Here is a 24,169-nt window from a genome sequence, read left to right on the forward strand (position 1 = left end):
ACTGAAACTCGACACCTGCAAATGATGGTTTTCAGTGGATTGGCAGCGGCTTTTTTAGGATGCTCCAAACCTGTCGGGTGGTCAGTTGATACTTGCGTGCCAGCTCTTCAACCGCTGTTGTGGCGCTACTATTGCTAAGCATGCGATCGAAGCCCCTTAAGATTTCGATGTCCCTCCCAAGCCTCAACGCCCGGGTAGCTTTGGGTATCGCCACGACTTCGCATGCGTAGTTTTTTGCCAGCTTACTGGCGGCTTCGTAGCCGGTTGCCTCGGCAATTCTTTCATAAGCAAGTAAGCCTTCTTCTCGCTTCATGGCTGGAATGGCCAAGGTTTTTCCACCAAATGTTTTTACCAAGCTCAAAAATGCGTCAGCACCAATAGTCTCTAGAAGCTCGGCGCAAAACCCCCCTTTAATGTGCACCAGTTCTACCAACGCCGAATTAATACTTTTTTTATCTAGTTTAAAAGTGCCGCCACATAACGTTTCGAACCCTCTCTCCACTATCGAGGCCTTGCCATTGGAAAGAATTCTGTAAACGTCTCGCTCGGATATGTCGTATTTCTCTGCCAACATTCTTACTGAGTTGTGTTTTCCAAATGCTTGCGACAGCACTTCGCGGTCTTTTGTTATTTGTGCATCACGAGCATCAAAAAACGCTTGAAGACAGCGCGGAACAGACAAATGCCTGTTGCCAAATTCTTGGCTAAGTTTCTCCATGGCCTCATAGCCAATGACTTCTGCAATGGCTTCATATCTAGCCATACCATCGGACCGCTTCCCCTTGCCAATAGTAAGTTGAATGCCGCCAAAGTGCTTGATTAGCAAATGTGTAGGCTCTATCCCAATTAGTAAGATTAGTCTTTTTACCATCTTTGGGAGGCTGCTGCTATGCATGACTTTTCCTTTTCCTGATTTCCCCCTTATATTTTCTAATTTACTCCTATATGAATAGCCTGAAATAATTCACTTGAGTTTAATTGTCGTTGATTTTGGCTGTGAAAACGTCGTGCATTAATGCTTGCGTAAAAATGAAACTCCTATTTATCTCCATCTCTATGTCTGGTTGACTTTCCATAGTTTTTCTAGTGAAAAATATCTGCCACGATTCACTGTTGCTGTTCGTGGTGTTTCGCTATAGTCGTCTCAACCGACAGCAGACCTTTACTTAACTTTCCTCGGAGGACGTATGGACGAACAAATTTTTTGGTTTGATGGCAAAGAGACGCCCAACCAGCGTGGAGTTACGCTTCGTATCAAGGCGGATGAGTTGTCCATTGGAATAGTTGTAGGGGAGGAGGATGAGCTGTCTTGTTCCTTGGGGGCTGAACAAGTTGCAAAGCTATGCACAGTTATGAGCGAGTGGCTTACCAAGCACAACCAAGCTGATTTGCTACGGCGGGCGGCGGGGCTCTAATGCTAGACCTAGCCTTTCATCATAAGGAGCATCGCAGCGATGCTCGTGCCCATGCCTTGCTAGAAGTGACAAAAGGGATTAGCATTGAGTCAGGTGCTAGTAACACCTGAATAGTCTTGTGACTCGAAAACCCTCAGCGGCACGATTAGGCCGCTCGCGCTTACAGCGCTTGCGGCTTTTTTGTGTTAGCCACAGCAGTGGCAGTCCATCAGTTTCTCCTATGGGTGCGTCCTTGCATCATGGGTATGGTTGATGGGTGGGAGTGCGAGGAATACAAGACCCGCAAGGGGAATAACTCCGCGGACTGAGGGCCGTTACTAGCTCCCACCCGCCCATCTAGTAAATGGGCAACGACTAATGCTCTCCCTCAGGAGTACCGATCATGGTTGCTCACCTTAGCCTGCCTGTTGTAGTCGCAGTACAGCCGCTGCACAGCGTGTTTTCGTTCCCTCGTTGCTATTCCGTGGCACATGCCTCTTTGGCTAGTGATGAAGGCATCCGTGCGATTGATGCTCAAGTTGATCTTGAAGCCATACGTATCCAAGCCCTCGGTCTTTGTCAGCAGCATCTTACATTGTCTCCATTAGAACGTTTCGAGCAACTCAAAGCAGCGTTGGCGAACGCTATTGTGGATGATGGTCAACAGTTGGATTCAACCGAGCTGACCTCCGACCTCGTCCGCCACTTGTTTAAAACCATTGGCAAGTAAAGCTGACCAGGCCTCAGTTAGAGCAAAGCCCGCGATTAGCGGGCTTTGCTGCTCCATAAACTCCATGAACTGCATGGCAGTTAGGGTACACTTTAGCTACAGCCGATTGACTAGGGGGTTATTGCTTAACCACCATGAAACCCTTGCAACACAATGGCGTGAGCACATAGAGCGCCCTCAAGTGAGACGGCACACCTAGCGATGCACTTCGCTTATCTTGATCAGGAACAGTCTTTTCAGTTATAAGGCGGTGCTTCTTCCTGGATTCCCTGGCAGTACAAGGCTTTCGCTATATCTCATAAAGTTGTTATTTACGCTCATTTCAGTGTCAAAATTGCGCAAATATCGCTCATTTTTTCCTATTTAGTGCCAAAAATTTTGCAAGAAAAAAATCATGCCTCTCACCCTGAGAGCCTTATATGGCAAAGGTTTCAAGGCATCCTAAGGCCACATCTTCCCAGAGACAAAATAACCACCACCCCACAGCTAACGTCGCGGTGCTCGAACAAGCAGCCGCTTAAAACCTCGGGCCTGCCACCCGACGGCAGGCTTGAAGGGACCGGGGCACATCGGATACGTAGTGTGCTTCGCATCCAGCCCTACCACACAGTCCGTGTTGAAAACCACTGAAAGCCTCTTGTAGACCTCGAAGACTTGACGCCCTTCACCCACTCGCCAACAATGGCCACCGCGCTGCTACACAAACAGCGCCGGGATTAGTCTCCCGTTTTACTTTCAGCGGACACGCCGCGTTTTGCGGCTTTTTCGTGTCCGATTGCTATTGCTTTGCCTAAATCTGGGCGGGCCGTGGCAAGGGCGCCCTTGGGCGCGCTGGACTGAAAGCCGGTGAGACTAACCTTGTCATGTGCCCGCCTTGCCGCCTTGCGGCTAGGCCCTTCTGCTCAGGAGGTTGCAAATGGTAAAGCCTGTCCATCCGGTGCTAGGCATCGAACTCTCTCCGTCCTCTGCTGAAACCCAAGACATCCGTCTGGACTCCGTATCCCCACTCCCACCGCTAGGCCCGCGCTCGCGCTACCGGTTTGCCGGTCCCCACGCCAAAGACCTCAGCCTGCCCTTCATACGCCGTATCGAAGGCCGCACCTATCCGCATTACTGGCAGCCGGCCGAGGCCAAGGATGAGTTCGAAGCCTGCGCCTTGGGTCGCCAGTACGCCGCCCATCTGGCGCAGTTGCTGAAGCTCAACCGCCAGCATTCCGGGCGCGGACTGCTGTTCCGCATCACTAACGACATGGATTTCAGCGAGCGCGGCCACCGCCGCAGCATGTGCAAAAGCTTCTTCAACTATCTGGAGATACTGCTGAACTTAGGAGTGCAACAGCTCGACCTGCCTAAGCATGTGGAGGCGATGCAACGCTTCCATCTCAGCCTGGACGAATTGAACACCTTGCAGCGGAAGCCGCGTAGAAAGAAGAAAGGCTAAAACCTATTGGCGCTGGAAACGGGAGCGGCTGCGGCTCCTCCGACCCTACGCGCAGTGGCTCGTCATGGGTAGGGTGGGTGGAGCGCAGCGATACCCACGCGGCTCCCCTCTCCTCCATAACTGCTGTCGCCTCAGCCCCGCCGCTTGGCCAGCCAGATATCCAACTGCCGGGCGAAAGCCTGACGGTCCGCCTGGCTCAAAGGCGGCGGGCCTTCGGTCTGCACGCCGCTGGCGCGCAGCGTGTCCATGAAATCCCGCATCGTCAGCTGTGCGGCGATGGTGTCCGGCGAATACACATCGCCGCGCCAGTTCAGCGCCTGCGCACCCTTGCCCAAGGCCTCGGACGCCAAGGGGATGTCACCGGTGATCAAGAGATCGTTCGCCGCGATACGGCGGACAATCTCGTTGTCCGCCACGTCAAAACCCTTGGGCACTTGCAAGGCGCGGATATTCGGCGCTTTCGGCACCGTCAATAGCTGATTGGCGACGAACACCAGCTCCACGCCGGTGCGCTGTGCCGCCCGGCACAATGTTTCGCGGATCACCTTGGGACAGGCGTCCGCGTCCACCCATATCGTCATGTCTGTTCTCTGCATGCAAACCCGGCCATGATAACGGTTTCGCGCCGGTTTCCGTCGTTGCCATGTTGACGCTTACGTAAACGTAAGTAATGATAGAGCATATCACGCGAATCACGCGCGCCCATCAGAGGAGAGAAACCATGTACAGCAGCCTGCGCTTCGCCTTTGGCGACACCTACGATATGTTGCGCGAAACCGCGCGCGACTTCGCCCAAAGCGAAATCGCCCCGCGCGCCGCCGACATCGACCGCGACAATCTGTTCCCGGCCGATCTGTGGCGCAAGTTCGGCGATCTGGGCCTGCTGGGCATGACGGTGGACGAGCAGTACGGCGGCACCCAGATGGGCTATCTGGCTCATATGATCGCGATGGAGGAAATCAGCCGCGCCTCCGCCTCGGTGGGCCTGTCCTACGGCGCGCACTCCAATCTCTGCGTCAACCAGATCCACAAGAACGGCAACGACGAGCAAAAACGCCGGCTGCTGCCCAAGCTGGTGTCCGGCGAGCATGTCGGCGCGCTGGCGATGTCCGAGCCCAACGCCGGCTCCGACGTGGTCAGCATGAAGCTGAAGGCCGACAAGGCCGACGGCGGCTACCTGCTCAACGGCAGCAAGATGTGGATCACCAACGGCGGCGACGCGGACGTGATGGTGGTCTACGCCAAGACCGACGTCAGCGCCGGCGCCAAGGGCATCACCGCCTTCATCGTGGAGCGCGGCTTCGCCGGCTTCAGCCACGGCAGCAAGCTGGACAAGCTGGGCATGCGCGGCTCCAACACCTACCCCATGTTCTTCGACAACTGTTTCGTGCCGGACGCCAATGTGCTGGGCGGCGAAGGCAACGGCGTCAAGGTGCTGATGAGCGGCCTGGACTATGAGCGCGCGGTGCTGGCCGCCGGCCCGCTGGGCATCATGCAGGCCTGCATGGACATCACGGTGCCTTACCTGAACGACCGCAAGCAGTTTGGCCAGGCCATCGGCGATTTCCAGCTGATGCAGGGCAAGCTGGCGGACATGTACGTCAAGCTGTCCGCCAGCCGCGCCTATGTCTACGCGGTGGGCCAGGCGCTGGACCGCGGCGAAACCGGCCGCCAGACCCGCAAGGACGCCGCCGGCGCCATCCTGTACGCGGCGGAGGGCGCCACTCAGATGGCGCTGGACGCCATCCAGTGCCTGGGCGGCAACGGCTACATCAATGAATACGCCACCGGCCGCCTGCTGCGCGATGCCAAGCTGTACGAGATCGGCGCCGGCACCAGCGAGATTCGCCGCTGGCTGATAGGCCGCGAACTGATGGCGGAAACCCGGTAATCGCGGCGGATACAGTGCCTGATGCCGCGTTGCGCCGCCTGGCCGGACCGTATGTGCTGTCTGCGGCGGCGCGCCTGGTCTCGGGCGATGTATCCAGCCATGCCGCCATACGCTTCCGCTTGGCAAGGACTGACCCCATCTGCGGCCAAGCTCAGTTGCCTGTAGAAACATGGAATTGACCAAATGAAGCAAGTACATACAGCGCCTTTTGATATTCAAGCACTGGCCGATGAGGTTGAGCGCGACGGCTTGGCCATCCTGTCTTCAGGCACCAGCTTTCAACGGCAAACCGGCAAGCAAGTCATTGCGGCATTGGAAGATCGTTCCATCCAAGCCCTGTCCACCGAATCAGGCGCCCCAAACTTTCTTCACTGCATTTTTGACATTGAAGAATTCACATCGCTAGAAGCTGCTGCTATTGGTCAATCCTTGGATAAAGAAGAATAGAGATAGCCATGCCCATCCTCGAATCCAAACTCTCGCCGCGCGCGGCGGACTTCCAGGCCAACGCCGACAAGATGCGCGCGCTGGTGGCCGATCTGCGCGACAAGGTGGCCAAGGCCGCGCTGGGCGGCGGCGACAAGGCGCGCGCCAAGCACGCCGCCCGCGGCAAGCTGCTGCCGCGCGAGCGCATCGATCTGCTGCTGGACCCCGGCGCGCCCTTCCTGGAGCTGTCCCAGCTGGCCGCCTTCGGCATGTACGACGACGACGCGCCCGGCGCCGGCCTGATCAGCGGCATTGGCCGCGTCGCCGGCGTGGATTGCCTGATCATCGCCAACGACGCCACGGTCAAGGGCGGCACTTATTACCCGATGACGGTGAAGAAGCATTTGCGCGCTCAGGAGATTGCTCGCGACAACCGTCTTCCTTGTGTGTATCTAGTCGATTCCGGCGGCGCCTTCCTGCCCTTGCAGGACGAGGTGTTTCCGGACCGCGAGCACTTCGGCCGCATCTTCTACAACCAGGCCAATCTGTCCGCCGCCGGCATTCCGCAGATCGCGGTGGTGATGGGCAGCTGCACCGCCGGCGGCGCGTATGTGCCGGCGATGTCGGACGAAACCGTCATCGTCAAGGAACAAGGCACCATCTTTCTGGGCGGCCCGCCGCTGGTGAAGGCGGCCACCGGCGAGGTGGTGACGGCGGAGGAACTGGGCGGCGGCGATGTGCACGCCCGCGTGTCCGGCGTGGCTGACCACCTGGCGCAGAACGACGCCCACGCGCTGTCCATCGCCCGCCGCATCGTGTCCGGCCTCAACTGGCGCAAGCAGGGCGAGCTGGACTGCGCCGAGCCGCGCCCGCCGCGCTACGCGGCAGAGGAAATTTACGGCGTGATCCCGGCGGACCCGAAAAAACCCTTCGACGTGCGCGAGATCATCGCCCGGCTGGTGGACGACTCCGAGTTCGACGAGTTCAAGCAGAACTACGGCGCCACCCTGGTCACCGGCTTCGCCCGGCTGAACGGCTACCGCGTCGGCGTCATCGCCAACAACGGCATCCTGTTCTCCGAGTCCGCGCTCAAGGGCGCCCACTTCGTCGAGCTGTGTTGCCAGCGCGGCATTCCGCTGCTGTTCCTGCAGAACATCACCGGCTTCATGGTGGGCAAGAAGTACGAGAACGGCGGCATCGCCAAGGACGGCGCCAAACTGGTCACCGCCGTGGCCTGCGCCCGCGTGCCCAAGTTCACCGTGCTGATAGGCGGCAGCTTCGGCGCCGGCAATTACGGCATGTGCGGCCGCGCTTATTCGCCGCGCTTCCTGTGGATGTGGCCGAATAGCCGCATCTCGGTGATGGGCGGCGAGCAGGCGGCCGGCGTGCTGGCCCAGGTGAAGAAGGAACAACTGGGCGACGCCTTTGGCGCCGAGCAGGAAGAGGCGCTGAAAGCGCCGGTGCGCGAGCAGTACGAACGTCAGGGCCACCCCTATTACGCCAGCGCGCGCTTGTGGGACGATGGGGTGATAGACCCGGCGCAAACCCGCGAGGTGCTGAGCCTGGCGCTGGAAGCGGCGCTGTCCGCGCCGATTGAAAACACGCGCTTCGGCGTGTTCCGGATGTGACGGCCAAAGGTGACGCAGATGAGTTACTCCACGCTTGAAATCGAACACAGCGGCAAGACCGCGACGATCTGGATGAACCGGCCGGACGTTCACAATGCGATGAACGAAACCCTGATCGCCGAGCTGACCGCCGCCTTCACCCATCTGCAATTGCAGGCGGACTGCCGCGCCATCGTGCTGGCCGGCCGCGGCAAGAGCTTTTCCGCCGGCGCGGACCTGGACTGGATGCGCCGCGCCGCCGGCTACGGCGAGGAGCAGAACCTGGCCGACGCGCAGCGGCTGGCGGCCATGCTCAAGAGCATCTACCGCAGCAAGAAGCCGGTGATCGCCCGCATCCACGGCGCGGCGCTGGCCGGCGGCACCGGCCTGGCCGCGGTCTGCGATGTGGCCATCGCCACCGAGGCCGCCAAGTTCGGCCTGACCGAGGTGAGGCTGGGCCTGGTGCCCGCCACCATCGGCCCTTATGTGGCCGACGCGATAGGCTGGCGTCAGGCGCGGCGTTATTTCCTGTCCGCCGAGCGCATCGACGCCGCCACCGCGCTGCGCATCGGCCTGGTGCACGAGCTGGTGCCGGCCGAGGCGCTGGACGCGCGCGTGGCCGACATCGCCGAGGCGATGGCCCAGGGCGCGCCGCAGGCGCTGTCCTCGGCCAAGGACTTGCTGGCCATGCTGCGCGAGGGCTCGCCCTGGGACGATCAATTGCTGGAGGACACCGCCGGCCAGATCGCCAGCGTGCGCGCCGGCGCCGAGGCGCGCGAAGGCCTGGCTGCCTTCTTCGAAAAACGCGCGCCGAACTGGCTGGAAGCAGGCCTGGACGCCCCCTCTCCCCAACCCCTCTCCCACAAGGGGAGAGGGGCTTTGAGTGGCGACGTCGACAAGTGACTTTGACCGAACGAGATTCGGCGGTTGAAACGGCAACAACGCTTGATCTCTCCCCCTCACGGGAGAGAGGCTTTGGATGGCGACGTTGACGAGTGACTTTAATCAAACGAGATTCGGCTATTGAAACGGCAACAACGCTTGATCACTCCCCTCTCCCCTCGCGGGAGAGGGGCTGGGGGAGAGGGGCCGACCATGAAAGAGCACCATGTTCAATAAAATACTCATCGCCAACCGCGGTGAAATCGCCTGCCGCGTGATCAAGACCGCGCGCGCGCTCGGCATCGCCACCGTCGCCGTCCATTCCGACGCCGACGCCGACGCCCGCTTCATCAAGCTGGCCGACGAGGCCTACCGGCTGGGCCCGGCCCCGGCGGCGGATTCCTATCTGCGCGGGGACTTGATCCTGGACATCGCCCGCCGCAGCGGCGCGCAAGCCATCCACCCCGGCTACGGCTTTCTGTCCGAGAACGAGGACTTCGCCGCCGCCTGCGAGGCCGCCGGCATCGCCTTCATCGGCCCGCCCGCCTCCGCCATCGCCGCGATGGGCAGCAAATCCGCGGCCAAGGCGCTGATGGAGCAAGCCCGGGTGCCGCTGGTGCCCGGCTATCACGGCGAGCGCCAGGAGCCGGACTTCCTGCGCGGCCAGGCGGACGCCATCGGCTACCCGGTGCTGATCAAGGCCAGCGCCGGCGGCGGCGGCAAGGGCATGCGCATCGTGGAAGCCTCCGCGGACTTCGAAGCGGCGTTGGCCTCCTGCCAGCGCGAGGCGCGCGCCAGCTTCGGCGACGACAAGGTGCTGGTGGAGAAGTACCTGCCGCGCTCGCGCCATGTGGAAATCCAGGTGTTCGCCGACAGTCACGGCCAATGCGTGTATCTGTTCGAGCGCGATTGCTCAGTGCAGCGCCGCCACCAGAAAGTGCTGGAGGAAGCGCCGGCGCCGGACTTGCCGCCGGCCACCCGCGAAGCGATGGGCGCGGCCGCCTGCGCCGCCGCCCACGCGGTGGGCTATGTCGGCGCCGGCACCGTGGAATTCATCATGGAAGTGCAGGCCGACGGCAGCCCCGGCCGCTTCTTCTTCATGGAAATGAACACCCGGCTGCAAGTGGAGCACCCGGTCACCGAGATGATCACCGGCCAGGACCTGGTGGCCTGGCAATTGGCCGTCGCCAGCGGCCAGCCGCTGCCGCTGTCCCAGGAGCAGCTCAGCATCAGCGGCCACGCCATCGAGGCGCGCATTTACGCTGAAGACCCGGACAAGGGCTTCCTGCCCGCCACCGGCACCCTCTACCACCTGCGCGCGCCGGCGGAATCCGCCGTCGTGCGCATCGACACCGGCGTCGTCGCCGGCGACAGCATCTCGCCCTTCTACGACCCGATGATCGCCAAGCTGATTGTCTGGGGCAAGGACCGCCGCCAGGCGCTGCAAAGGCTGGACGCGGCGCTGGCCGATTACCAGGTGGCCGGCGTCACCACCAACATCCCCTTCCTGCGCCGCATCGTGCAGCACGCCAGCTTCGCCGGCGGCCAGGTGGACACCGGCCTGATCGCCCGTCACCACGACGCGCTGCTGCCGCCGCCCGCCGCACCGGACGCGGAGCAATTGGCGCTGCTGGCGCTGGCCGAGGCGCTGGCCGCGCCCGGCGGCTTCCCGGTGGCCGCCGGCTGGCGGCTCAACGGCGCGCTCAGCCGCAAGCTCGTGTTCCACATCGCCGGCCAGGACTATCCGGTAACGCTGCGCCATCTGGGCAACGGCTGCGAGATCGCCGCCGCCGGCAGGCTGTTCTCCGCCAGCGGCCGCCTGGACGGCGGAACGCTGCGCGCGCGGCTGGGCGATCAACAACTCGAAGCCGTCGTCGCCCGCAGCGGCCCGCAACGGGTGTTGTTCGCCGCCGGCAGCCGGCTGGAAGCGCAGTGGCTGGACCCGCTGGCGGTGGCCGCCGAGGAGGTTCACGGCGAAACCCATTTGAAAGCGCCGATGCCGGGCCGCATCGTCGCCCTGCTGGCCGCCACCGGCGTCAAACTCAACAAGGGCGACCCGCTGCTGATCCTGGAGGCGATGAAGATGGAGCACACCATCCCCGCGCCGGCGGACGGCGTGGTCAAGGCTTTCTATTTCGGCACCGGCGAGCAGGTCAACGACGGCGACGAGTTGGTCGACTTCGAAGCGGAGTGACACCCATGGATCCCATCATCATCAATCATCCCGGCCTGAATCTGGCCGGCTACAGCATCGCCACCCAGATGGAGAACGGCGACAATCTGCGCCAGATTCCAGAATTCTGGGGCGAATACGCGGCCACGCTGCGCCAGCCGCTGCTGGCGGCGCTGGGCCACGCCGACGCCGCGGAATACGGGCTGATCCACGACTTCGACCCGGACAGCGGCCGCTTCGGCTATATGATAGGGATGGAGTGCGCCCAGCCCTTGCCGCTGCCGCCCGGCTGCGCGCGGCTCAGCACGCCGCCGGCCAAGTGCGCGGTGTTCACCACCCAGCCGGCCGGCAGCGACGCCGAGTTCGGCCAGGCGATCCAGGCGGCCTGGCGCTACATCATGCAGGACTGGCTGCCGGCCTCCAAGCAATGGGAGCAAGCGCCGCTGGGCTCCTTCGAGCGTTACGACGGCCGCTGCGCGCCGGGGCTGCCGCAACGCCAGATGGACATTTACATCCCGGTGCAGCCGCGCCGCCGCTAACGGAGAGCCGAAGTGCCGCAAGTGAAGATAGTGGAAGTGGGTCCGCGCGACGGGCTGCAAAACGAAAAACAGCCGGTGAGCACCGCCGTCAAGCTGGAGCTGATCCGCCGCCTAGCCGCCAGCGGCCTGCGCACCATAGAAGCCGGCGCCTTCGTCTCGCCCAAATGGGTGCCGCAGATGGCCGGCAGCGCCGAGGTGCTGGCCGGCCTGGACCTGGCCGGGCCGGTGTCCCACCCGGTGCTGGTGCCCAATGAGCAGGGACTGGACGCGGCGCTGGCGGCCGGCGCGCGCGAAATCGCCGTGTTCGGCGCCGCCAGCGAAAGCTTCAGCCAACGCAATATCAACGCCAGCATCGCCGAAAGCCTGCAGCGCTTCGCGCCGGTGATGGCGCGCGCGCAGGCGGCCGGCGTGCCGGTGCGCGGCTATGTGTCCTGCGTGGCGGGCTGTCCCTACGAGGGCCGCATCGCGCCGGCCAAGGTGGCGGAGGTGGCCGCGCGGCTGCTGGACATGGGCTGCTACGAGATTTCTCTGGGCGACACCATAGGCGTGGGCACGCCGTCCAGCGTGCTGGCGATGCTGGAAGCGGTGAGCAAGACTGTGCCAATGTCGCAGCTGGCCGGCCACTTTCACGACACTTACGGCATGGCCATCAGCAATATTCATGCGTGTTTGCGCGCAGGAATGATGACATTCGATTCTTCGGTTGCCGGTCTGGGCGGCTGCCCTTATGCTCAGGGAGCTTCCGGCAACGTCGCCACCGAGGACGTGGTCTATCTGCTGCAGGGCGAAGGCTTCGACACCGGCGTCGACCTGGCCGCGCTGGTGGACACGGCCTGGTTCATCGCCGGCGCGCTGGGCAAGCTGCCGGCCTCCAAGCTGGCGCACGCCGTCGGCGACAAGCGCCGCGCCAGGCCGGAGCAATAACAAGCCGCCGCCCGTCCATGGGCCGGCGCGCGGAGAAAATATCAGGAGAAAGCATGACCCCCGACACGCCCATCTGGACCCCCTCCGCCGGCCGCCTGGCCGGCGCTCACCTGACCGCCTTCGCCAAGCTGGCCGAACTGTCCTACGACCGCAAACTGAACGGCTACGCCGAACTGTGGCGCGCCAGCGTGGCCGACCCGGCGCGCTTCTGGTCCTTAGTCTGGGATTACTGCGGCGTGATCGGCGACAAGGGCGCCACCGCGCTGAGCGACGGCGACAATATGCTGGCCGCCCGCTTCTTCCCGGAGGCGCGGCTGAGCTATGCCGAAAACCTGCTGCGCCGCGACGACGACGGCGACGCGCTGGTGTTCTGGGGCGAGGACAAGCTGCAGCGGCGCTGGAGCTGGCGCGAGCTGCGCGCCCAGGTGTCGCTGCTGCAACAAGCGATGCGCGGCGCCGGCATTCAGGCCGGCGACCGCGTGGCGGGCTTCATGCCCAATATGCCGGAAACCATCGCCGCGATGCTGGCCGCCAACAGCCTGGGCGCGGTATGGACCAGCTGTTCGCCGGACTTCGGCGCGGACGGCGCGGTGGAGCGCTTCGGCCAGACCGAGCCCAAGCTGCTGTTCTGCCCGGACGGCTATTGGTACGCCGGCAAGGCGGTGGACATCCGCGCCAAGATGGCGGCGCTGGCCGAGGCGCTGCCCTCGGTGCGGCAAATCATCGTGGTGCCCTATCTGGGCGAAACCGGCGTGTTCGCGGAAAACGTGCCCAAGGCCATCACCCTGACGGACTTCACCGCCGCGTATCAAGCGCAAGCGCTGAGCTTTGAACGGCTGCCCTTCCGGCACCCGCTGTTCATTCTGTATTCCAGCGGCACCACCGGCAAGCCCAAGTGCATCGTCCACGGCGCCGGCGGCACCTTGCTGCAGCATCTGAAGGAACAGCAGCTGCACGGCGACGTCCATCACGGCGACCGCCTGTTCTACTTCACCACCTGCGGCTGGATGATGTGGAACTGGCTGGTGTCCGGCCTGGCGTCCGGCGCGGCGCTGATGCTGTTCGACGGCTCGCCCTTCGTCGGCGAAGGCCGCACGCTGTGGGACTACGCCGAGCGGCAGCGCTTCACTCACTTCGGCACCTCGGCCAAATACATAGACGGCCTGCGCAAGAGCGGCATCGCGCCGGTCCGAGAATGGAAGCTGGATTCGCTGCGCGCGGTGTTCTCCACCGGTTCGCCGCTGGTGGCGGAAAGCTTTGACTGGGTGTACGCCAACATCAAGGCCGACATCAATCTGGCCTCGGTGTCCGGCGGCACCGACATCGTGTCCTGCTTCGCGCTGGGCTGCGCCAGCCTGCCGGTCTACCGCGGCGAGCTGCAATGCCGCGGCCTGGGCATGGCGGTGGACATCTACAACGAGTACGGCCGGCCGGTGCGCGGCGAAAAAGGCGAGCTGGTGTGCACCCGGCCCTTCCCGTCGATGCCGGTGGGCTTCTGGAACGATCCCGACGGCGGCAAGTACCGCCAGGCCTATTTCGGCCGTTTCGACAATATCTGGTGCCACGGCGACTACGCCGAACTCACCACCCACGACGGCATGATCATCTACGGCCGTTCCGACGCGGTGCTCAATCCCGGCGGCGTGCGCATCGGCACCGCGGAGATCTATCGCCAGGTGGAGGCTTTCGACGAGGTGCTGGAAAGCATCGCCGTCGGCCAGCAGTGGCAGGACGACGAGCGCGTGCTGCTGTTCGTGCGCCTGCGCGCCGGCGCGCGGCTGGACGAAGACCTGCAGCAGCGGATCAAGGCGCAGATCAAGACCGGCGCCAGCCCCCGCCACGTGCCGGCCAAGATCATCGCCGTCGCCGACATCCCCAAGACCATCAGCGGCAAGATCGTCGAGCTGGCGGTGAAGAACGTGATCCACGGCCAGCCGGTCAGCAACCTCACCGCGCTGGCCAATCCGGAAGCGCTGAAGCTGTTCGAGAACCTGGACGAACTGCAAAGCTGAGCCCACGCGCTGCCCATGAAAAACCCCCGCATTGATTGATGAATGCGGGGGTTTTTAGCCTGCTTAACAAAACCCGGTTTTACCGCTGGGGCAAGGCGCGCCACACAGCGTCAGGGGGTTTGCTCGCCGCTCTTATTGCTCATGCGGATGAATGCGCCGCAATAGCGCGAACATCATGTTCTGCTCGCGCGGCCGGGAGCCGTACCACAGCACTTCCCAACCCGGCTCGGCGATGCCCTCGTCCTCCGAGCGCACCACCAGCTGGTAGTCGCAGGGCGAGGCGTTGCCCGCCGGATAGGACACCAGGTCCAGGCCGGCGTAATAGCGCCAGCTGATCAGCGCCAGCTGATTGCGGCTCTCGGTCGCCACGCAGGCGGCGTTGGCCGGCAGCGCCTTCATCATCCGCTCCACCACCGGACGGTAGCTCTTGGCGGCGTCGAACCACGGCAGCCACAAGGTCATGCCCAAACCCCACAGCAGGGTCAGGCCCGCCGCCCAGTTGCTGATGGCCTGGCGGCCGCGCAAATGCTTGCGCGTCAGCGCCCACAGCCACACCAGGGTGGCGATCACCGCGCACACCGCGGCCAGGCTGGACACGTGCTCCTGATAATACGGGCTGAAATACTGGGCGCGCCCGGCCAGGCCCCGCGGCCAGCCGAAGTTCATCGCCGCCCAGCCGGCCCACACCAGGATAGCGAAGAAGCCGAAGGTCATCAGGCCGAACCAGTTGAGGAAGGCCGCCGCGCCGCGCTTGAGATTGTCCAGCTCCACCGCCGCCAGCAAGGACAGCGGCAGCAGCAGCGGCATCGCGTAAGTCATATTGGGACGGCTGGACAAGGTCAGCAGGATCAACACCACGGCGAAGAACATCAGCGGCAGTTGCAAGCGCGCCTGGTCCAGCCGTTCCCGGTTGCGGTACAAGGTCCAGCCGGCCAACGGCCAGGCCGGGAAGGCAAACCACAGGGCGTTCAGGCTGTAGTAGCCGAAGTCGTGGAACAGCTGCACCCGGCCAAAACCGTTGAGCTGGCCCAGCGAGTACTCGTTCCACCACAGATTGAACGCGTCCGGATGGCTCTTGGCCAGCGCCAGCGGCCACACCAGGGAGGTGGGCGCGGCGATCAGCAAGGCCAGCAGCACGGTGATCGCGTATTGCTTGCTGCGCCAGGCGGAGAAGGCCGGCAGCAGCAAGACCACCATCCACAGCAGCAAGAGCTCCATCAGGCTGGCGCTGAGGAAGATGGCCGCGCTGGCCGCGCCCAGCAAGGCGCCGGCCAGACCGGGCGAACGCAGGGTCAGCGACAAGGCGTAGAAAGCGGCGGCGAAGCCGGCGAAACCGGCCACCACCGAGGTCAGCTGATGGCCGGTTTCCACCAGGCCGACGCAGCCTATCAGCACCATCACCACGCTGCGGCCGTGACGACGGCCGATCAGATCGCGGCCGGCCATGCCGGCCAGCAGCAAGGCCAGCGCCATGAACAAGGGCGTGGCCAGCCGCGCGGCGTCGTGCGCCGCCAGCAGCCAGGGAGACAGCAGCTTGACCATGAAGGCCGCCACCCAGTAATACAGCGGCGGACTATCCAGATAGGGCGCGCCTTGCACCGTGGGCAGCAGCCAGTTGCCGGTGTCCAGCATGCCCTGCACCGCCGCCAGCACGAAGGGCTCGTCCGGCTTCCACGGATCGTGGCCCAAGATGCCCGGCCACAGCCAGACAAAGCACAGCAGCAGCAGAATCCACGGTTTTTCCGTGGGCTTGGCCAGGGTTTGGGATTGTTCCGAATAAGTGAGCATGAGTCTCGTTCAAACAGTTTCAGGGGAGCTCGAAAGATCTACCGCGCGGCCCGAGCGCTGCGGCGCGCCTTGCTCTCGAACCGCTCGCGACGATTGTTCGAGGCCCCTTTCAATCAGCCGACGGCAAAGCGCCGCGCAAGCGAGCGATCAGAATGCGCCAATCCACCTTGCGCTTGGCGATGGAGTTGCGCAACTTGTTGCGGCGGCGCTGGCGCTTGTGATCGGGATCGGCCTGTATCGTCTTCAGCCTCGCCTCGTCCCAGGCGAATTCGCCGCAGTACTGGGCCTGGCGCGCCACGTCCCAGTCCGGCGCCATGCCGGCGAACACTTCAGCCAGGTAGAGCGGCGCCTCGTAACTGTAGTTCCAGTAATGATGCAGCGCATCCCCCAGCGCCAGCGGCTGACGGCCGTCGCAGGCCACCAGCGACCAGGCCAGCTGCTCGGTCCAGTTGCGCGCTTCCACGCGCGGCAGCAGGAAGTCGTTGATGCGCAAGGCGGTTTCAAAGAAGGGCACCATGCCGGCGGAAGCGCCGACCACGCCGGCGTTCCACATCGCCAGGCCCTGGACGTCGGCCACGCCCATCTTGCGCAGCTCGGCGCCGTGCTTGTCCACCGCGGCCAGATAGTCCGGGAAGAAGCCGGGGCCGAACACGCCTTCGTTGACGTGCATGCAGCTGGCGTTGCCTGCTTCCAGCCGGGCGAACAGCTCGTCCGGCACCCGCAGCCAACGGGTGTCGCAGTCCACGTACAAGACGGCGGTGCCCAGTTCGCGCGCCGCCTTCAGCATCACTTCCAGCTTGATGCGGTGCACATAGTCGAACTGGCCGCGATACGCCTGCAACTGCGCCCGGCTCAGGGTCTCGGTGCGGACCAGGGGATGCGCGGGCACGCTGTCCGGCGCGTCGGTGTACACCATGATCTTCACGTCCTGCCGCTGCTGCTTCAGCAGCAAATGCAACAGGCTCAACACGGAAAAGCGGGTCTGGTCGTAGTATTTCTTGCCGCCGTGGGACAGGTAAACGATGTGGATCGCCATGGCCTCAACCTTGCAGAATAGGTACGCGCGCCGCCGGCCGGAATCTGCCAAACCCTGCCGCCGCCGCGCCGGAATCATAGAAAAAAGGCAGCCTGAGCTGCCTTTTTCTGGGTGTCCAACGTATCCTCGGCGCTTAGCGCTTGAAGAAGCCGCCGAACTTTTGGTTGAACTTGTCAACGCGACCGGCGGTGTCGACGATCTTTTGCTTGCCGGTGTAGAACGGGTGGCAGTTGGAGCAAACTTCAATGCCGAACGCGTCCTTGGACATGGTGGACTTGGTCACGAACTGGCTACCGCAGGAGCAGGTAACGGTCAGGTCTTTGTAAGTCGGGTGAATATCGGTTTTCATGTGTCTTCCTTTCAAATCGGGTACAGGGGATTTGCCTGTACTGCTTGCGAAACTATCGATTATCCGCGCTTTGCCGCCGCTTGACAAGTGCCAAATCCACTGTCAACGGCGGCCCCTGCGGCTCAGGCGCGGCGCCAGACCGTGCCCTGGGCGCTGTCTTCCAGCACGATGCCCTTGGCGGTCAACTCATCGCGAATGCGGTCGGACTCCGCCCAGTTCTTGCCGGCGCGCGCATCCTTGCGCGCCTGAATCAAGGCTTCCACCGCCTCGGCCGACAACTCCTCGTCGCCGGCGCCGCCCTTGAGGAAGTCTTCCGGGTCGCGCTGCAGCAGGCCCAGCACGCCGCCCAGGTCCTTCAGCAGGCGCGCCTGACGCGGATCGCGACTCTTATTGACTTCGCCGGCCAGCTCGAACAACACCGCCACCGCTTCCGAAGAATTGAAGTCGTCGTTCATCGCGGTCTGGAAGCGCGCGGCGAACGGGTCCTTCCAGTCTATGCCGGCGGAGGCCGGCAGCTCCAGGCCGCGCAAGGCGGTATAGAGCCGGGTCAGGCCGTGCTTGGCGTCGACCAGGATACTGTCGGTGTAGTTCACCGGGCTGCGGTAATGACTGCGCACGATGAAGAAGCGGATCACCTCGCCGTCGAAATGGCCCAGCACGTCGCGGATGGTGAAGAAATTGCCCAGCGATTTGGACATTTTCTCGCCGTCTACATTGATGAAGCCGTTGTGCAGCCAGTAATTGACGTACTGGTGGCCATGGGCGCCCTCGGACTGGGCGATTTCGTTCTCATGGTGCGGGAATTGCAGATCTTCGCCGCCGCCGTGGATGTCGAAATGCTCGCCCAGATGATGACAGCTCATCACCGAGCACTCGATATGCCAGCCCGGACGCCCCGCGCCCCACGGGCTGTCCCAGGACGGCTCGCCCGGCTTGGCCGCTTTCCACAGCACGAAGTCCAGCGGATCGCGCTTGTGCGGGTCCACTTCCACCCGTTCGCCGGCGCGCAGCTTGTCCAGGGTTCGGCCGGACAATTTGCCGTAGCCCTCGAACTCGCGCACCGCGTAATACACGTCGCCATTGTCCGCGGCGTAGGCCTTGCCGTTGGCGATCAGCTTTTCGATCAAGGCCACCATGCCCGGCACATGCTGGGTGGCGCGCGGCTCGAACGTCGGCGGCAACAGGCTCAGCGCGGCGGCGTCCTGGCGCATGTCGGCGGTGGTCTCTTCCACCAGCTGCTGCGGCGGAATGCCGCGCTCGGCGGCGCGCTTGATGATCTTGTCCTCGATATCGGTGATGTTGCGCACATAGGTGACGTCGTAGCCGGACGCGTCCAGCCAGCGATAGATCACGTCGAAGGCCGTCAGCATGCGCGCGTGTCCGATATGACAGAGGTCGTAGACCGTTATGCCGCACACGTACATACACACCTTGCCGGGCTCGATGGGTTTGAACTCTTCTTTCTGGCGGGTCAGGGTGTTATACACGGTCAACATGATGGAAACCTATTGGAGGTTGGGTCAAAAAAGAACGATTGTAACAGAGCCGTCAAGCCCTCCGCATCGTGATTGCGACGCGCCGCGCGGCCGGCGGTGCGCTGGGCCGCCAGATGGCGGATAATGGGCTTTTCTCCCTAGCCCTGGTCCGCCATGAGCCATACCCCGCTTTCCGACGCCGACTACCAACGCCTGGCCGCCACCCTGAACCGCTTCCTGCCGCAGCAAGGCATGAATCTGGAACATCTGGACGGCTTCTTCGCCGCCCTGCTCTGCGGCCCGGAACCGATCAAGCCGACAGAATGCCTGCCCGCCATCATCGGCGACGCCTTCGACGACGATGCCGCCTTTCCCAGCGACAAGGCGCTGGAACAGTTCGCCAAACTGTTGATGGGGCATTGGCTGGACGTCTCCGCCGCGCTGCGCGAGGACGACGCCTTCCAACCCTGGCTGGAAGCGGACGCCGCCGGCGAGATCCGAGGCAACGACTGGGCCGAAGGCTTTTCCGAAGGCATGCAATTGCTGAACGAGGACTGGGGCCTGCTGTTCGACGATCCGGAGCAGGCGCCGCTGCTGGAGCCCATCCTGACCCTGGCTTTCGAGCGCAATCCGGACCCGGAAGTGCAAATGCCCGCGCTGACGCCCGAGCGGCGCCAACAATGCCTGGCCGAGCTGTCCGAATCCGTGCACGGCATCCACCGCTTCTTCTCCGCCATTCGCCGGCGGCTGGAAGAGGAGGAACAAGCGCTGGAACGCCGGCAGCGCAACTGAGCCGGTCAACCGGTCCGCGGCGGCGGCGTTGATAAGCAGGCCGGCGCAAGCCGCCTCCCACCGCCACAGGACCCGCCATGAACCCTATCGAAGCCCTGCTGTTCGCCGTCATCCAGGGCGTCAGCGAACTCTTTCCCGTCAGCAGCCTGGGCCACGGCGTGCTGATACCGGACTGGCTGCATTGGTCCATCAACCGCATGAGCCCGGATTTCCTGCCCTTCATGGTGGTGCTGCACCTGGGCACCGCCGCCGCGCTGCTGCTGTACTTCCGCCGCGACTGGCTACAACTGATAGGCGGCTTCCTCAAGGCCGGCGGCAAGGCCTCCAATCCGGACGCCCGGCTGATGTGGCTGCTGATCGCCGGCACCATCCCCGCCGGCTTGCTGGGCCTGCTGCTGGAAAAACAGCTGCGCGCGCTGTTCACCAGCACCACCGCGGTGCTGATCTTCCTCAGCCTGAACGGCTTGCTCCTGCTGTGGGGCGACCGCCTGAAACGGAAGCAAGCCCATCTGGACCTGGAGCGGCTCAGCTTCTCTGGCGCGATCAAAATAGGCGCGGGCCAGGCCCTGGCCCTGCTGCCCGGCTTCTCCCGCTCCGGCGCCACCCTGGTGACCGGCCTCGCCCATGGCCTGGACTACGCCTCGTCCGCGCGCTTCTCCTTCCTGCTGGCCACTCCCATCATCGCCGCCGCCGGCGTGCTGGAAGTGCCCAAGCTGGCGCACAGCCAGGTTTCCGCAGGACTGCTGCTGGCCTGCGGCCTGCTGTCCGGCGCCTGCGCTTACGCCAGCACCGCCTTCCTGATGCGCTACTTCAAGAAAAGCGAAATCGAGTCGCTGCGCCCGTTTGGCTACTACTGCCTGCTGGTGGGTCTGGGCGGTTTATTGGCCAAACTACTTTGAGCGCGGAAACCGCATGGTTTCAATTTGAATGGCGGCGCGATTTATCTCATTCAAATCAGATATATGAGTAAATTTTGAGCACAGCTTATTGGACTGATCGGTCTAGTGCTTTAGAATGGAAAAATAATATCCAGGGCCACTCTCGCCGGTGGCCCTAACTAATTTTTTGAAGAATGAGTGTTTTGGAAGAAAAAAGAAACGAGCGCCTGCCGGCGGACCTGGCCAGGCGCGCAACCGCTATTATCGAACTGCCCGACGGCGTGCTGGTCACCGCGGCCAAAGGCGGCCGCTACAATCTTCCCGGCGGCAAGGCCGCCCGCGGCGAACTGCGCTCCCAGGCGCTGATCCGCGAAGTGCGGGAAGAAACCGGCTTGCGCATCAACTCCATGCTGTATCTGTTCGATCACATCACCCCCTTCAACGCGCACAAGGTCTACCTGTGCATCGCGCAGGGCCAGCCGCGCCCGCAGGGGGAAATCGAACGCATCGCCTTGGTGTCCTCGCCGGACACCGACATGGACCTGTTCATAGAGGGCCGCGCCATCCTGCGCCGCTACGCGCGGCTGCGCGGCGAAGTCACCGCCAAGGGCGATGCGCTGCGCGCGCTGCTGGGCCTGGCCCGCTACATCGCCAAGGTGGATTGAGCGCGCCGGCCCGTTCACGCGCCCTCCATGCAAAACAGGACATGCCTTGGCATGTCCTGTTCTTTTTTCAGCCCGCGGCTCAGATGCCGCTTGCGGGCGCCGAGCTCTCCGCTCCGCGCGCGGCGTCGGCCACGCCGGCGGGCAAATCCACCCAGCCCGCCGCCGAACCCAGCGACAAGGCCCCGGCCAGCAAGACCATGGCCACCGGCGCGAACAACAACACTCCCAGCGCCACCCGCAGCCGGTGAATGCCCGACACCACGGCCAGCGCGTTGACCAACACCAGAATGCCGAAGATGGACAACACTCCGTTGACCGCCAGCGCCGCGTCGTCCGGCAGCCAACTGGTCAGCGGTTCCACGAACTGCAGGCCGCTGGCCACCGCCACCAGGCCGAACAGCGAACCATGGCCGTCCCACTTGGCAAAACGCAGCCATAGGCCGATGAAGCCGGCGAAACACAGGGTTTCCGCCAGCGTGAACAGCACCATGAACAGCATGCGGCCGGTCAGGTTGTTGCCCAGCTCAGCGGTGTCGGCGCTGGCCACCAGGCCCAGCGCGATCAGAAACAGCAGGGTCTGCCAGCGCGGATACTGATACTCGCCCAGGGGCTTGACCCTGAAGCGCAGCAAATCCACCACATCGTCAATCAGCAGGCGCATGTCCGCTCTCAGTCAAAGACTACCGTCTTGTTGTTATAGGACAGCACGCGGTTATCCATATGCCAGCGCACGGCGCGCGACAACACCACTTTTTCCAGGTCGCGGCCTTTCTGGATCAGGTCGTCCACTTCGTCACGGTGAGAAATGCGGGTGACTTCCTGCTCGATGATCGGGCCCTCGTCCAGATCCTCGGTCACGTAGTGGCTGGTGGCGCCGATCAGCTTCACCCCGCGCGCAAACGCGCGGTGATAAGGCTTGGCGCCGTCGAATGCCGGCAGGAAGCTGTGATGGATGTTGATCACCCGGTCCGGATAGCGCTCGACGAAACCCTGGGACAGGATCTGCATATAGCGGGCCAGCACGATGAAGTCCACGCCGGCCTCTTCCAGCAGGCGGAACTGCTCGGCCTCGGCCTCTTCCTTATTGTCCTTGGTGACCTTGATCACATGGAAGGGAATGCCATTGAATTCCACCAGCCGGCGGCAGGTTTCGTGATTGGAAATCACCAGCGGGATCTCGCAGTCCAGCTCGCCGATGCGCCAGCGGTGCATCAGGTCCACCAGGCAGTGCTCGTACTGGGATACGAAGATGGCCATCCGCGGCTTGCGGGTGGACAGCGACACCTTCCAGTTCATCGCGTGTTCGTCGGCAATCGGCTGGAAGGCGGCGGCGAAGTTCTCCATCGGCAGGGTGAAGCCGTCCACATCCCACTGCACCCGCATCAGGAACAGGTTTTCGCTGGTGTCCTGATGCTGGTCCGCGTGCATGATGTTGGCGTTGTAGGTCATCAGGAAGTTGGCGATGGCCGCCACCAGGCCCTTCTTGTCCGGCGCGCTGATCAACAGCGTGGCCGATTGCTTGTCTTGACTCATGATCGGATTTGCTTACTGCTAACTAAAACCGTCGATTTTACGATAGCCGGGCCGCCAGCGTCTCGCTTTGTTTGCAAGCGCCGGCCCTATCGCGCGCCGATAAAACAAAAACGCCGCCGCCGCGGAAGCGGCGATGGCGTTTTGGGCTGAACGGCGCGCCGTTCAAGCGTGCATATTGGCGGAATCCAGAGTGTTCTGCAGCAAGGTGGCCACCGTCATCGGGCCGACGCCGCCCGGCACCGGGGTGATGAAGCCGGCGCGCTCGGCCGCCGCGGCGAACGCCACGTCGCCGCACAGCTTGCCGCTGTCCAGACGGTTGATGCCCACGTCGATCACCACCGCGCCCGGCTTGACCCACTCGCCCTTGACGAAGTTGGGGATGCCCACCGCGGCCACCACGATGTCGGCGGCGGCCACTTCGGCGGCCAGATCGGCGGTGGCGCTGTGGCACACCGTCACCGTGGCGCGCGCCAGCAGCATTTCCAGCGCCTGCGGACGGCCGACGATATTGGACGCGCCGACGATCACCGCTTTCTTGCCCTTGGGATCGATGCCGTATTCTTCCAGCAGCGTCATCACGCCGCGCGGGGTGCAGGGACGCAGCAGCGGCATCTTGATCGCCAGCCGGCCCATATTATAGGGATGGAAGCCGTCGACATCCTTTTTCGGGTCGATGCGCTCGATCACCGCCTGCGGGTCGATCTGCTTGGGCAGCGGCAGCTGCACCAGGATGCCGTCCACCTCGGCGTCCGCGTTCAAGCGGTCGATGATGTCCAGCAGCGCCTGTTGGCTGGTATCGGCCGGCAGATCATAGGCCAGCGAACGGATGCCGGCTTTCTCGCAGGAGCGCTTCTTGCTGCCCACGTAGACCGCGGACGCCGGGTCCTCGCCCACCAGGATCACCGCCAACGCCGGGGCGCGCTTGCCCGCGGCCAGGCGCGCCTGCACGCCCTCGCCCACCTTGGCGATCAGTTTTTCCGCTACCGCTTTGCCGTCAATCAGTTGTGCTGCCATGGGCCGGTTCCATAATAGAGGCTGAAAAAGAAGGCGCATATTCTCGCATTTTTCGGCGGCCTCCGAAATGCCGCTGCGCAACAAAACTTACTTAAGATCAAGATAAATAAAGGGAACTGCCGCCCAGCCCGCCGCCCGGCCAATATCGCGCCCCTGGCCGACCGCAATTTAATTACAAACAGGTGTTGACAGCCCAAATCGCCATCCGTATAGTTGCGGTCTCTGTCGTCGGGGCGTAGCGCAGCCTGGTAGCGCACCTGATTTGGGATCAGGGGGTCGCGAGTTCGAATCCCGCCGCCCCGACCAGCAGTAAGGCGAAGCCCGACCGAGCGCCCGTAGCTCAACCGGATAGAGCACCGGCCTTCTAAGCCGGGGGTTACAGGTTCGAGTCCTGTCGGGCGCGCCAAGTAATTGTGGTACAATGCAGTGCTTGTTTTCAGTGGTGGATGTAGCTCAGTTGGTAGAGTCCAGGATTGTGATTCCTGTTGTCGTGGGTTCGAGCCCCATCATCCACCCCACCCTATTTCAAGTTGCCGCCTCAGGGCGTCGGCTCACCGCTTTCGGCGGTGGATGTAGCTCAGTTGGTAGAGTCCAGGATTGTGATTCCTGTTGTCGTGGGT

Annotated in this window: 23 protein-coding genes and 3 tRNA genes; 17 read left to right on the top strand and 9 right to left on the bottom strand. The window is 63.2% G+C overall.

Annotated features, from left to right (window positions below):
- Positions 1-31 precede the first annotated feature (31 nt).
- On the bottom strand, positions 32-895 hold the full coding sequence (locus ACODSD_RS22060; protein WP_488878339.1) for a Mor transcription activator family protein: 864 nt from the start codon (positions 893-895) through the stop codon (positions 32-34).
- Positions 896-1,187: 292 nt separating this feature from the next.
- On the opposite strand from ACODSD_RS22060, the gene ACODSD_RS22065 reads away from it, so the two are divergent.
- The 3 genes from ACODSD_RS22065 (at position 1,188) to ACODSD_RS22075 (ending at position 3,565) form a co-directional block, all read left to right on the top strand.
- The gene (locus ACODSD_RS22065; RefSeq protein WP_488878340.1) at positions 1,188-1,415 is read left to right on the top strand and encodes a hypothetical protein; all 228 of its coding nucleotides are present in this window, start codon (positions 1,188-1,190) and stop codon (positions 1,413-1,415) included.
- A gap of 382 nt (positions 1,416-1,797) precedes the next feature.
- Positions 1,798-2,124 carry a hypothetical protein gene (locus ACODSD_RS22070; RefSeq protein WP_488878341.1) on the top strand — a complete coding sequence of 109 codons (327 nt, stop codon included), beginning with the start codon at positions 1,798-1,800 and terminating at the stop codon, positions 2,122-2,124.
- Positions 2,125-3,040: 916 nt separating this feature from the next.
- Positions 3,041-3,565, top strand: a complete 525-nt coding sequence (locus tag ACODSD_RS22075; RefSeq protein ID WP_488878342.1) for a hypothetical protein — start codon at positions 3,041-3,043, stop codon at positions 3,563-3,565.
- A gap of 131 nt (positions 3,566-3,696) precedes the next feature.
- Here the strand turns inward: ACODSD_RS22075 and ACODSD_RS22080 are convergent, their stop codons facing one another.
- Positions 3,697-4,146: a YaiI/YqxD family protein gene (locus ACODSD_RS22080; RefSeq protein WP_043593836.1), complete on the bottom strand. Its 450-nt coding sequence runs from the start codon at positions 4,144-4,146 to the stop codon at positions 3,697-3,699.
- Between the two features lie 140 nt (positions 4,147-4,286).
- Between ACODSD_RS22080 and ACODSD_RS22085 the strand changes: the two genes are divergently transcribed.
- The 8 genes from ACODSD_RS22085 (at position 4,287) to ACODSD_RS22120 (ending at position 14,019) form a co-directional block, all read left to right on the top strand.
- Positions 4,287-5,456, top strand: coding sequence for an isovaleryl-CoA dehydrogenase (locus ACODSD_RS22085; protein WP_081547845.1), 1,170 nt, complete (start codon positions 4,287-4,289; stop codon positions 5,454-5,456).
- 183 nt (positions 5,457-5,639) lie between these two features.
- Positions 5,640-5,903 (top strand): hypothetical protein, encoded by a 264-nt coding sequence (locus ACODSD_RS22090; RefSeq protein ID WP_486636762.1) that lies wholly within the window; start codon positions 5,640-5,642, stop codon positions 5,901-5,903.
- Positions 5,904-5,911: 8 nt separating this feature from the next.
- Entirely contained in the window at positions 5,912-7,510 is a 1,599-nt protein-coding gene (locus ACODSD_RS22095; protein ID WP_488878343.1) for a carboxyl transferase domain-containing protein, read from the top strand.
- Positions 7,511-7,528: 18 nt separating this feature from the next.
- Positions 7,529-8,392: an enoyl-CoA hydratase/isomerase family protein gene (locus tag ACODSD_RS22100; RefSeq protein WP_374422835.1), complete on the top strand. Its 864-nt coding sequence runs from the start codon at positions 7,529-7,531 to the stop codon at positions 8,390-8,392.
- A gap of 205 nt (positions 8,393-8,597) precedes the next feature.
- Complete coding sequence (locus ACODSD_RS22105) at positions 8,598-10,565, top strand: acetyl/propionyl/methylcrotonyl-CoA carboxylase subunit alpha (RefSeq protein WP_488878344.1); 1,968 nt, start codon at positions 8,598-8,600, stop codon at positions 10,563-10,565.
- A 5-nt stretch (positions 10,566-10,570) separates the two neighbouring features.
- Complete coding sequence (locus tag ACODSD_RS22110) at positions 10,571-11,083, top strand: GyrI-like domain-containing protein (RefSeq protein ID WP_488878345.1); 513 nt, start codon at positions 10,571-10,573, stop codon at positions 11,081-11,083.
- Positions 11,084-11,095: 12 nt separating this feature from the next.
- Positions 11,096-12,007: a hydroxymethylglutaryl-CoA lyase gene (locus tag ACODSD_RS22115; RefSeq protein ID WP_253315254.1), complete on the top strand. Its 912-nt coding sequence runs from the start codon at positions 11,096-11,098 to the stop codon at positions 12,005-12,007.
- Between the two features lie 53 nt (positions 12,008-12,060).
- Positions 12,061-14,019 (top strand): acetoacetate--CoA ligase, encoded by a 1,959-nt coding sequence (locus ACODSD_RS22120; RefSeq protein WP_488878346.1) that lies wholly within the window; start codon positions 12,061-12,063, stop codon positions 14,017-14,019.
- A 132-nt stretch (positions 14,020-14,151) separates the two neighbouring features.
- Here ACODSD_RS22120 and ACODSD_RS22125 read toward each other — a convergent pair whose 3' ends face one another.
- The 4 genes from ACODSD_RS22125 to cysS form a co-directional block, all read right to left on the bottom strand.
- Complete coding sequence (locus ACODSD_RS22125) at positions 14,152-15,807, bottom strand: ArnT family glycosyltransferase (protein WP_107799961.1); 1,656 nt, start codon at positions 15,805-15,807, stop codon at positions 14,152-14,154.
- Between the two features lie 109 nt (positions 15,808-15,916).
- Positions 15,917-16,843, bottom strand: a complete 927-nt coding sequence (locus ACODSD_RS22130; protein WP_235089640.1) for a hypothetical protein — start codon at positions 16,841-16,843, stop codon at positions 15,917-15,919.
- A gap of 133 nt (positions 16,844-16,976) precedes the next feature.
- On the bottom strand, positions 16,977-17,192 hold the full coding sequence (rpmE, locus tag ACODSD_RS22135) for a 50S ribosomal protein L31 (RefSeq protein ID WP_043593861.1): 216 nt from the start codon (positions 17,190-17,192) through the stop codon (positions 16,977-16,979).
- Between the two features lie 122 nt (positions 17,193-17,314).
- Entirely contained in the window at positions 17,315-18,688 is a 1,374-nt protein-coding gene (cysS, locus tag ACODSD_RS22140; protein WP_235089642.1) for a cysteine--tRNA ligase, read from the bottom strand.
- 153 nt (positions 18,689-18,841) lie between these two features.
- On the opposite strand from cysS, the gene ACODSD_RS22145 reads away from it, so the two are divergent.
- The 3 genes from ACODSD_RS22145 to ACODSD_RS22155 all read left to right on the top strand — a co-directional run bounded on the left by ACODSD_RS22145 (position 18,842) and on the right by ACODSD_RS22155 (position 21,002).
- The gene (locus ACODSD_RS22145; protein WP_107799964.1) at positions 18,842-19,459 is read left to right on the top strand and encodes a UPF0149 family protein; all 618 of its coding nucleotides are present in this window, start codon (positions 18,842-18,844) and stop codon (positions 19,457-19,459) included.
- A 77-nt stretch (positions 19,460-19,536) separates the two neighbouring features.
- Entirely contained in the window at positions 19,537-20,358 is an 822-nt protein-coding gene (locus tag ACODSD_RS22150; RefSeq protein ID WP_235089644.1) for an undecaprenyl-diphosphate phosphatase, read from the top strand.
- A 173-nt stretch (positions 20,359-20,531) separates the two neighbouring features.
- Positions 20,532-21,002 carry an NUDIX hydrolase gene (locus ACODSD_RS22155; protein ID WP_048414591.1) on the top strand — a complete coding sequence of 157 codons (471 nt, stop codon included), beginning with the start codon at positions 20,532-20,534 and terminating at the stop codon, positions 21,000-21,002.
- A gap of 79 nt (positions 21,003-21,081) precedes the next feature.
- Here the strand turns inward: ACODSD_RS22155 and ACODSD_RS22160 are convergent, their stop codons facing one another.
- The 3 genes from ACODSD_RS22160 to folD form a co-directional block, all read right to left on the bottom strand.
- The gene (locus ACODSD_RS22160) at positions 21,082-21,663 is read right to left on the bottom strand and encodes a hypothetical protein (protein WP_107799966.1); all 582 of its coding nucleotides are present in this window, start codon (positions 21,661-21,663) and stop codon (positions 21,082-21,084) included.
- A gap of 8 nt (positions 21,664-21,671) precedes the next feature.
- Positions 21,672-22,535, bottom strand: a complete 864-nt coding sequence (gene purU, locus ACODSD_RS22165; RefSeq protein WP_048410466.1) for a formyltetrahydrofolate deformylase — start codon at positions 22,533-22,535, stop codon at positions 21,672-21,674.
- Between the two features lie 162 nt (positions 22,536-22,697).
- Positions 22,698-23,549 carry a bifunctional methylenetetrahydrofolate dehydrogenase/methenyltetrahydrofolate cyclohydrolase FolD gene (folD, locus tag ACODSD_RS22170; RefSeq protein ID WP_488878347.1) on the bottom strand — a complete coding sequence of 284 codons (852 nt, stop codon included), beginning with the start codon at positions 23,547-23,549 and terminating at the stop codon, positions 22,698-22,700.
- Positions 23,550-23,778: 229 nt separating this feature from the next.
- Between folD and ACODSD_RS22175 the strand changes: the two genes are divergently transcribed.
- The 3 genes from ACODSD_RS22175 to ACODSD_RS22185 all read left to right on the top strand — a co-directional run bounded on the left by ACODSD_RS22175 (position 23,779) and on the right by ACODSD_RS22185 (position 24,067).
- Positions 23,779-23,855, top strand: a tRNA-Pro gene (locus ACODSD_RS22175).
- Between the two features lie 23 nt (positions 23,856-23,878).
- A tRNA-Arg gene (locus tag ACODSD_RS22180) sits at positions 23,879-23,955 on the top strand.
- A 36-nt stretch (positions 23,956-23,991) separates the two neighbouring features.
- Positions 23,992-24,067 (top strand) — tRNA-His (locus tag ACODSD_RS22185).
- The last annotated feature ends 102 nt before the right edge of the window (positions 24,068-24,169 follow it).

Source organism: Chromobacterium sp. FG22 (assembly GCF_057809415.1).